The following is a 6,273-nucleotide window of genomic DNA, read 5'->3' as shown; positions in this document are numbered from 1 at the left end:
ATGCAATATGCCGTTGCAGGGTGGCCTATTGCTGGCTGCCATAACGAAACATTACTTGAAATCATCACCCGCCGGATGCGCTGTATTGGCCGGTGGTTAAAAGACACACTTAATCAAAGGGGAGGCCCGGCATGAACAAGCCATTCAACACAGCTCAGTTCACCGCCAGAGCCGCTATACAGCTTCGTAGTCCAGTGTTGTGGGCAATGGCTATGGTTCAGCTTAAACAAGCCTGGAGGTCGAAATGAACGCACAACAGGCCGTAGAAATTGAACGCATCGTATCGACTTTCACTGAAGAAGATAACGAAGCGGTTTATGAAGAAGTTGAGCGTCTCGATAAGCAGATGCGGATTGGTTACATGGAGAAAATGCTTAGAGAGCATCTTCCGCACTGTGAAGCCGAGGTATTCGCGCTGGCTGCTGACTCATCCGAGTTTCAGGAGATAGCCAGCAAGGCAATTTGGGATTGTCTGACAGAGATTGTGAAGCGTGAGCGGGCTGTCGAGATATACCGGAACAAACACAGATACGACGAGGTAGCGTGATGAGCTTCAGCATCATTGAATTCGTGAAACAGCAGGAGCCGTTGTTTAGCGGCGCGCTGACTGACCAATCAGTTACATGGGCTAAGGAAAGCCAGTTCGCGATGCAGCTTTTCCAGAAGAATGATTTCCTGACGAAAACGGCGATAGGGAATCCGGCGAGCGCGCAGAACGCGATTATCAACGTAGCGGCAATTGGCATCACTCTGAACCCAGCCAGCAAGCTGGCCTATCTAGTTCCACGCGATGGCATGGTGTGCCTCGATATCAGCTATATGGGCCTGCTTCACCTCGCTCAGGCTACCGGGTCAATTAAGTGGGGTCAGTGCAAGCTGGTTTACTCGAACGATACCTACGAATCGAATGGGCTGGATAGCGCACCCACTCATAAGTACAACGCTTTCGGCAATCGCGGTGAAGTGGTCGGCGGATACTGCACGGTTAAGACTCCTGACGGAGACTATCTCACAGAGGAAATGAGCCTCGCAGAGATAAAGGCTACCGAAGCTACCAGTAAGGCAAAGAACGGCCCGTGGAAGACGTTCTGGGCGGAAATGGCACGTAAGACAATCGTCAAGCGGGCAAGTAAATACTGGCCACGTGCTGAGCGCCTGGATAATGCAATCCACGTCCTCAATGAAGAGGAAGGAATTCACCAAGAGCCGGTAATGCCACACACGCCTGAAAGCGAAGTTATCGAAGGTGAGAATGCGCGCAAACAGGAGGTTTACGAGCTGGTAGAGGTAATCTGTCAGAAGATGGAAGCGTCAGAAAGCATGGATGAACTCAAGCCATTATTCGCTGATGCGTTCAAGTTAACTCGTGGCATGAAGCTTCAGCAGAATGTTCAGGCCATCTATTCAGAACGCAAGGCGCAGCTTGAAGGAGCAACGTCATGAGCAAGCTATACGACATCGCCAATGATTACGCGAAGCTCATGGATTCTGGTTTAGAGCCAGAGATGATAGCCGACACCATCGAAGGAATTGATGGCGAGCTGGTTGATAAGGTCGAGCAGTTGCTTGCTATCTGCAAAAACGAGCAGCTCTATGCTGAGGCTTTGAGGAATGAATCAAAGTCACTATTGGAAAGAGCGTTGGTAGTCGAAAACAAAATATCAAGCATCAAGGAGTACATTGCCAGATCGCTTGAAACTGCTGGCAAGAAGTCAATCAGAGCAGGCTTGCACCAAGTAACTGTTCGTGTTCCATCCCGTCAGGTTGATATCACCGACGCATCTATCCTGCCGATTGAATTCGTTGAGTATGAGACAGTCGTCAAGCCAGATAAGCTGGCCATCAAGCATCAGCTGGACGCAGGAATCGCCGTTCCTGGTGCTCAGATAAAGCTTGGCAAAACATCGTTAATCATCAAGTGATAAGGTTATTTATGGCTGAGCGTTGGCAGGATTTCGAAAGAAAATATCTCCGGCAAGCCACCAAAGACACGGAAGTAGAAATCATCGCAAGGAAGCTCGAACGAAGCGAATCTGCAGTCATTAGAGAGGCTCGCCGGTTGAAGCTAAGGCGTATCGGAGGAACCTCGCTGCATTACCGAAACAAGAAGCAGCCACTTCGAAAATGGCGGCATCTAATCAAGCCATGCGAAAAATGGAGCCAACAAGAGTTGGCTCTTTTTTTTACCCATTCAAACCAGCAGATAGCCGAAATAACCGGTCGCTCAGTTGAGTCAATCGGAGATAGGCGCTTGCTCGAAAACCTACGGCGCAATGGCTGGCTAACCAAAAACTGAGACAACTCATGTTCGGATTATTTCTTCTCATCTGCACAAGCGGTGCAGATATCTGCAGCTATGAATCAGCTGGCTACATCTACCCGGATTACCAGAACTGCGCCGCAGATATCGCCGCGCAAAAACTCCCCTATTCTTACGAATGCCTGCCAGTTGATGCTGTGGTGCGGGCTAAGGATGACCTATGACCGAAGTATTGACCTATGAGGCACTGAAGGCTGAGCGCGATGCGCTGGCTGTGGAGAATGCGGCGCTGGCGCGCGAGCGTTCTGAGCTGAGTGCTATCGGTGAACTAATCCGCACCCAAGATAACCGCATAACGGACCAGCCATTTTTTGCAGTCATGACCAAGCGGGAAATCATCAGTTCTGAAGACCACGACTGCGACCGTATTTGCTGGGTTGAAAACCAGAGTGGCAATTATGTCGAAGCCACAAAAACACAGCATCGGCGCTTGGAGGCCATCTATCAGGCCAAATACGAAGTTAGGGATGGCTGGGATAGATACGCCATGAAAGAGATTGATGTGTTTGTGACCGGCTGCTTTACCGAGCAAGGTTGCAAAGACTACATCAATAAAAATGGTCACAACCTCAACAAGCCGTTCATTTACGCCTTTGGAAGCTATCGCAACGATGAATATCAGACGGTACGGAAATTCATCATGCAGATACCTGAAACCCCAGCCACCTCCGCAGCACTTGCAGCTATCCGTGATGCAGTTCTTGACCGGGTAATCGCAAAACTTGGCGCAATGGGCTCTCCTGATTTCACCCTAATGGCCGTACAGGCATTAAAAAACGAGTTGCGGGAGGGTAAATAACATGGCCTGTAAGTGCTTTGAAAAAACAGCCGCGCTGTTCAAGGAACGCATTTCTGAAAAGATCGGCGATGCCCTTGGCGAGATTGAAGAGGCTGGGTTCGAGAACTCACTCTACAACTTCAGCGGTGGCGATCATTCCCCGGTAGCGATGAATTTTAAATTCCGCTACTACCGCAAGCGTAAGGGAGGCGGATTGGCTGCCAAACAGAGCAAGGCAGACCACCTTTGCATGATGAGTTACTGCCCTCTCTGCGGCACGAAATTCGAAGGCGACGAGCTGCGGGAGGCCAAATGAAAGAGCGCCCAGTGATTTTCAACGAATACGAAGATCGGCTGTACGCCAAAGCCGTCGAGTTCACTCGGCTTCATGCCTGCATGGGCGCGGCAAAACTCCAACGTGAGCTGAAATGCAGCTACTGGATGGCGAGCGGGTTAATCCAGAGGATGGAAAACGAAAGGATCGTAACCGCTCCAGGCTGGAACGGCGTCCGAACAGTGATTCATGGAGGTAGTGATGCCAGCAAATGAACTGAAGACACTTTCAGATTGGTTGCTAAGCGGAGAATACCTGCCGGAGTTTATGCGCGACTTCCATGCCCAAAAAGATGTGTTCAAGGCAATGCACCACGTCATCGTAAACGCCGACCAAAACGGCAACGCGCGCGATGGTCATATCTACGTTGTCGATACCTTCCTTTGGTACATGGCTCGCTGCGGTTACACCCTGCAGAGAAGCCGTAAACAGGTCGAATTTCGCAGTATGGAAGATGATATCAGCAAGATGAGAAGTGCTGTTCATGAAGCTTTTACAAAGGTGATGTCAAGTGACAGCGCTAGTGAGGTGGAGCATGGCTAAGCGTAAGAGCAACAGAGCGGCGCGGAGATTGTTGGGTATGCCGTACAAAGTCAGCAACTACCGCTGCAGGACGCCGGAAGACGACGAAAACGGATGGCCTACCGATCGGTTTCGCATGCTAACCCGGCGCCATAAACGCGCCGCAAGAATTATTCGCGCGCTGCGGGCCGAGGCCCAGGAGAAAGCATTATGAGCGTATGCATGGTTGACATTAGAAGACCAAACCAACGGATTCCTGACGTCGAAATGCCAAATCACACATGGTTTTGTGTGCTGGATATCCCGGGGATGGAAGCGCTGACAGACACCCGGAAATTCTGTGACACGGCTACTGCTACTCCGGCCAAGGCCAAAAAGATGGCTGATTTGGTTGAGGCATGGACTCCGCCGGACGGGTGGTGCAACGGTAACGACAAATAATGGCACGGCAGAATGAAGGGCTACATCGTCGAGTTCCTTCGCAACTGCAACGGATTCAGAGTGAGGTAACGAGATGGACAAGCTGAGCGAACTGAGCAAGCCTGTGGCGCAGATTTACTACGATGAACTTGATTCGTCAGTGATGCGTATCGGTTGGTTTCGTAGCGATGAGCCAAAAAACCCGGAACCCCTCTACTCGCAAGAGTACGTCTCCGCCCTGGAGCAGAAAATAGCCGAGCTCGAACAGGCAATGCGCCACATCCACGGCGCGTTATTGGATATCACAGTGCCGAGAGTGGCGATAGCTAAAGCCGCAGAATTGGCGGTTGATCACGCAGCCATGAAGGAGCAGAGCAATGGATAAATTCAGCGAACTGAAAGCGGCCGCAATGTCCGCTACTCCGGGGCCGTGGGAATGGTTCACAAGTAACAGCATGGCTCGATTGAGCAGCACCCCAAGCGGAAAAGATGGCGATGTGCTGAGTGCCTTTCGCGCATCCGATGGCGTGCCGTGCGTGAGCGTTAGCCAGCGCGATATGGCTTTCATCGCCGCCGCTAACCCTGCTGTAGTTCTTGCCCTGCTGGCAGAGCTGGAAGCGAAGGATGAGCAAAATAAATTGCTGATGCGAGAAATAGAACACGGCAAAAAGCTGCGAGTTAACATGCAGAACAATGCCGACTCACTAAGCGAGCGCATCGCCGAGCTGGAACGCGCCAATCAAGCTCAGGACGACCACATCAATCAGCAGCAGGACAGAATCGAATCTCTGGAGAAGAAAAACGGAGATTTAGGGCGATCATTGGGAGCGGCAGAAAAGCGGCTGGCTACGCCGGTGCGGTTGCCGGAGAAGTACAACATGAAGATGGCCGGTGACAAATCAACAAAGTCCATGTTCTACGGTCACAACTCTGCAATCAACGACAGCGCCAAGGCTATCCGCGCCGCTGGCTTCACCGTAGAGGGGGGTGAGCAGGATGGACAAACTAGCTGAACTTGAGAGAGTCAGTAGAGAAAACCAGCGTGTCGTGCGCGTTAACGTTGGGGTTTTGAAATCTGCCATTCGTGAAATAGAAGCGCACGCGAAAGTAAATGGTAAAGGGGTTTTCACAGACATGGTGCTGAATGCGCTGAATTCTGCAGTTAAGGGGGAGGCATGACACTAACGACTGAGCAGTTGAGCGCTGTTGAAACAACCAAAGAGTTTCGAGCGCTACTGAAATACATGCGAGCAATAGCCAAGGCAGAACCAGAAAGCGCAAAGGAGAAATGCGAGTTAGAGCCAGGCCTATGGCAGTACGCCAGCCAAAAGACTATCAAGGCCATCGTGGAGCATATCGACGCACTGGAATTTGCGGTGGCGGCTAACCGGGAGGCGCAGCCGGTGGCCTACCTGAACAAATTCTCAGGTGTATGCATGACATTGGAACAGCAACCGAATGCGGCAGATGATGTTGCGGTTTATTCCCCTCTCTACACCGCCCCGCCAGCGCCAGCAGTGCCGGAGAAATGTCCAGAGCATGTGCGCTCACTTATGAACATACATGCGGACGATCTTTTCGATGATGCCGATGCTCAGGAGATCTGGAACGCCTGCCGCGCCGCAATGCTGGCTCAACCTGTAAGCCAGGGTTACACGTTGCCGGAGGGGTGGATAGCGTGCGGCGAACGGATGCCTGATGCCGACGGGGAATATTGGTGTTGGTTCGGGAAAGAGAAACCTAGCGTTATTCAGCAGCGAGTTTGCATCTGGAACGATAGAAACCATGAGTGGTGTGACAGCGCTGTAACCCACTGGATGCCATTACCTGCAGCGCCGGAGGGTGGGAATTGACTCACAGACAACCATAATTATACTGTATGCATGAACAGTATTTTTA

The 6,273-nt window shown here is 51.4% G+C and carries 15 protein-coding genes; all 15 read left to right on the top strand.

The window, feature by feature from the left end; genetic code table 11:
• The 15 genes from ACWEF2_RS30110 to ACWEF2_RS30040 all read left to right on the top strand — a co-directional run bounded on the left by ACWEF2_RS30110 (position 1) and on the right by ACWEF2_RS30040 (position 6,227).
• Positions 1-135, top strand: a complete 135-nt coding sequence (locus ACWEF2_RS30110) for a protease FtsH-inhibitory lysogeny factor CIII (protein WP_359739616.1) — start codon at positions 1-3, stop codon at positions 133-135.
• Positions 136-244: 109 nt separating this feature from the next.
• Positions 245-547, top strand: coding sequence for a hypothetical protein (locus tag ACWEF2_RS30105; protein ID WP_060443863.1), 303 nt, complete (start codon positions 245-247; stop codon positions 545-547).
• On the top strand, positions 547-1,443 hold the full coding sequence (locus ACWEF2_RS30100) for a recombinase RecT (protein ID WP_350590977.1): 897 nt from the start codon (positions 547-549) through the stop codon (positions 1,441-1,443). Before ACWEF2_RS30105 ends, ACWEF2_RS30100 begins: the two co-directional genes overlap by 1 nt.
• Positions 1,440-1,922 carry a siphovirus Gp157 family protein gene (locus tag ACWEF2_RS30095; protein WP_350590975.1) on the top strand — a complete coding sequence of 161 codons (483 nt, stop codon included), beginning with the start codon at positions 1,440-1,442 and terminating at the stop codon, positions 1,920-1,922. The genes ACWEF2_RS30100 and ACWEF2_RS30095 overlap by 4 nt, the downstream gene beginning before the upstream one ends.
• An 11-nt stretch (positions 1,923-1,933) precedes the next feature.
• Positions 1,934-2,296 (top strand): hypothetical protein, encoded by a 363-nt coding sequence (locus tag ACWEF2_RS30090; protein WP_350590974.1) that lies wholly within the window; start codon positions 1,934-1,936, stop codon positions 2,294-2,296.
• Between the two features lie 184 nt (positions 2,297-2,480).
• Entirely contained in the window at positions 2,481-3,119 is a 639-nt protein-coding gene (locus ACWEF2_RS30085) for a hypothetical protein (RefSeq protein ID WP_350590973.1), read from the top strand.
• Between the two features lies 1 nt (position 3,120).
• Positions 3,121-3,414 (top strand): hypothetical protein, encoded by a 294-nt coding sequence (locus tag ACWEF2_RS30080; protein ID WP_350590972.1) that lies wholly within the window; start codon positions 3,121-3,123, stop codon positions 3,412-3,414.
• Positions 3,411-3,647 carry a DNA translocase FtsK gene (locus ACWEF2_RS30075; RefSeq protein WP_350590971.1) on the top strand — a complete coding sequence of 79 codons (237 nt, stop codon included), beginning with the start codon at positions 3,411-3,413 and terminating at the stop codon, positions 3,645-3,647. The genes ACWEF2_RS30080 and ACWEF2_RS30075 overlap by 4 nt, the downstream gene beginning before the upstream one ends.
• Positions 3,634-3,975, top strand: coding sequence for a hypothetical protein (locus ACWEF2_RS30070; protein WP_357591122.1), 342 nt, complete (start codon positions 3,634-3,636; stop codon positions 3,973-3,975). The genes ACWEF2_RS30075 and ACWEF2_RS30070 overlap by 14 nt, the downstream gene beginning before the upstream one ends.
• Positions 3,968-4,168: a stationary-phase-induced ribosome-associated protein gene (gene sra, locus ACWEF2_RS30065; protein WP_350590968.1), complete on the top strand. Its 201-nt coding sequence runs from the start codon at positions 3,968-3,970 to the stop codon at positions 4,166-4,168. Before ACWEF2_RS30070 ends, sra begins: the two co-directional genes overlap by 8 nt.
• Positions 4,165-4,395 (top strand): DUF7739 domain-containing protein, encoded by a 231-nt coding sequence (locus ACWEF2_RS30060; protein ID WP_453819659.1) that lies wholly within the window; start codon positions 4,165-4,167, stop codon positions 4,393-4,395. Before sra ends, ACWEF2_RS30060 begins: the two co-directional genes overlap by 4 nt.
• A 73-nt stretch (positions 4,396-4,468) precedes the next feature.
• Positions 4,469-4,759 carry a hypothetical protein gene (locus ACWEF2_RS30055; RefSeq protein ID WP_350590967.1) on the top strand — a complete coding sequence of 97 codons (291 nt, stop codon included), beginning with the start codon at positions 4,469-4,471 and terminating at the stop codon, positions 4,757-4,759.
• Positions 4,752-5,387, top strand: a complete 636-nt coding sequence (locus tag ACWEF2_RS30050) for an ead/Ea22-like family protein (protein ID WP_350590966.1) — start codon at positions 4,752-4,754, stop codon at positions 5,385-5,387. The genes ACWEF2_RS30055 and ACWEF2_RS30050 overlap by 8 nt, the downstream gene beginning before the upstream one ends.
• Positions 5,371-5,553 carry a hypothetical protein gene (locus ACWEF2_RS30045; RefSeq protein ID WP_356808694.1) on the top strand — a complete coding sequence of 61 codons (183 nt, stop codon included), beginning with the start codon at positions 5,371-5,373 and terminating at the stop codon, positions 5,551-5,553. Before ACWEF2_RS30050 ends, ACWEF2_RS30045 begins: the two co-directional genes overlap by 17 nt.
• On the top strand, positions 5,550-6,227 hold the full coding sequence (locus tag ACWEF2_RS30040; protein ID WP_350590963.1) for a DUF551 domain-containing protein: 678 nt from the start codon (positions 5,550-5,552) through the stop codon (positions 6,225-6,227). The genes ACWEF2_RS30045 and ACWEF2_RS30040 overlap by 4 nt, the downstream gene beginning before the upstream one ends.
• Positions 6,228-6,273: the final 46 nt, after the last annotated feature.

Source organism: Streptosporangium sp. NPDC004631 (assembly GCF_053601935.1).
Note: the sequence above shows the minus strand (reverse complement) of the source record. Positions and strands in the feature narration are given on the sequence as shown.

Bases quoted from the DNA above. Each gene is read 5' to 3' on its own strand.
- ACWEF2_RS30110 (WP_359739616.1), top strand. From the start codon at position 1: ATGCAATATGCCGTTGCAGGGTGGCCTATTGCTGGCTGCCATAACGAA.
- ACWEF2_RS30105 (WP_060443863.1), top strand. From the start codon at position 245: ATGAACGCACAACAGGCCGTAGAAATTGAACGCATCGTATCGACTTTC.
- ACWEF2_RS30100 (WP_350590977.1), top strand. From the start codon at position 547: ATGAGCTTCAGCATCATTGAATTCGTGAAACAGCAGGAGCCGTTGTTT.
- ACWEF2_RS30095 (WP_350590975.1), top strand. From the start codon at position 1,440: ATGAGCAAGCTATACGACATCGCCAATGATTACGCGAAGCTCATGGAT.
- ACWEF2_RS30090 (WP_350590974.1), top strand. From the start codon at position 1,934: ATGGCTGAGCGTTGGCAGGATTTCGAAAGAAAATATCTCCGGCAAGCC.
- ACWEF2_RS30085 (WP_350590973.1), top strand. From the start codon at position 2,481: ATGACCGAAGTATTGACCTATGAGGCACTGAAGGCTGAGCGCGATGCG.
- ACWEF2_RS30080 (WP_350590972.1), top strand. From the start codon at position 3,121: ATGGCCTGTAAGTGCTTTGAAAAAACAGCCGCGCTGTTCAAGGAACGC.
- ACWEF2_RS30075 (WP_350590971.1), top strand. From the start codon at position 3,411: ATGAAAGAGCGCCCAGTGATTTTCAACGAATACGAAGATCGGCTGTAC.
- ACWEF2_RS30070 (WP_357591122.1), top strand. From the start codon at position 3,634: ATGCCAGCAAATGAACTGAAGACACTTTCAGATTGGTTGCTAAGCGGA.
- sra (WP_350590968.1), top strand. From the start codon at position 3,968: ATGGCTAAGCGTAAGAGCAACAGAGCGGCGCGGAGATTGTTGGGTATG.
- ACWEF2_RS30060 (WP_453819659.1), top strand. From the start codon at position 4,165: ATGAGCGTATGCATGGTTGACATTAGAAGACCAAACCAACGGATTCCT.
- ACWEF2_RS30055 (WP_350590967.1), top strand. From the start codon at position 4,469: ATGGACAAGCTGAGCGAACTGAGCAAGCCTGTGGCGCAGATTTACTAC.
- ACWEF2_RS30050 (WP_350590966.1), top strand. From the start codon at position 4,752: ATGGATAAATTCAGCGAACTGAAAGCGGCCGCAATGTCCGCTACTCCG.
- ACWEF2_RS30045 (WP_356808694.1), top strand. From the start codon at position 5,371: ATGGACAAACTAGCTGAACTTGAGAGAGTCAGTAGAGAAAACCAGCGT.
- ACWEF2_RS30040 (WP_350590963.1), top strand. From the start codon at position 5,550: ATGACACTAACGACTGAGCAGTTGAGCGCTGTTGAAACAACCAAAGAG.